Source organism: Mesoflavibacter zeaxanthinifaciens subsp. sabulilitoris (assembly GCF_014191595.1).
GTDB classification, from domain to species: domain Bacteria; phylum Bacteroidota; class Bacteroidia; order Flavobacteriales; family Flavobacteriaceae; genus Mesoflavibacter; species Mesoflavibacter zeaxanthinifaciens.
Genome location: NZ_JACHWV010000016.1, coordinates 1 through 650, shown reverse-complemented (window position 1 = coordinate 650; position 650 = coordinate 1). Strand labels below are relative to the sequence as shown.

1 protein-coding gene is annotated in these 650 nt (G+C 43.8%); it reads right to left on the bottom strand.

All coding sequences use genetic code 11. From position 1 onward, the window contains the following. The coding region (locus tag FHS04_RS14280; protein ID WP_317617188.1) for an SdrD B-like domain-containing protein at positions 1 to 650 on the bottom strand (650 nt) is incomplete at both ends.

Genomic DNA, 650 nt, shown 5'->3' with positions numbered 1-650 from the left:
GTATCTGTACTATTGATTCCGATTGGATCACATGGATTGTTTGGATCGAATGATCCTGGTCCATATGTGTTTGGATCTTCTGATGTGTTTGGATCATCAATTCCTGTTGTTTCCTCACAGTCTGTTAAGCCATCTCCATCAGTATCTGTACTATTGATTCCGATTGGATCACATGGATTGTTTGGATCGAATGGTCCTGGTCCATATGTGTTTGGATCTTCTGGTGTGTTTGGATCATCGATTCCTGTTATTTCCTCACAGTCTGTTAAGCCGTCTCCATCAGTATCTGTTGCATCTGGACAAGGCTCTGGTGCATAACCATCATCAGTGGTTGTGTTTGTACCTTCAACTACGGTTACCGTCTCTGGATCTGAACCTGTTGTGGTTAAGGTATCTGTAATGTCTGCTGGTAATGTAGTCTCATCTACATCTACCGTTGCATCGCCTACTGGAATGTCGGTTGCTGTCCAATCTCCATTAGCATCTGTGGTTACTGTCGTTGGGTTACCATCGACATCTGTTACGACAACATCTACACCTGCAATTCCTTCTTCTCCTGCATCTTGTACTCCGTTTCCGTTAGTATCTTCGAATACGGTTCCTGATACATCACCTACTGCTGGTGCATAGCCATCATCTGTTGTAGCGTT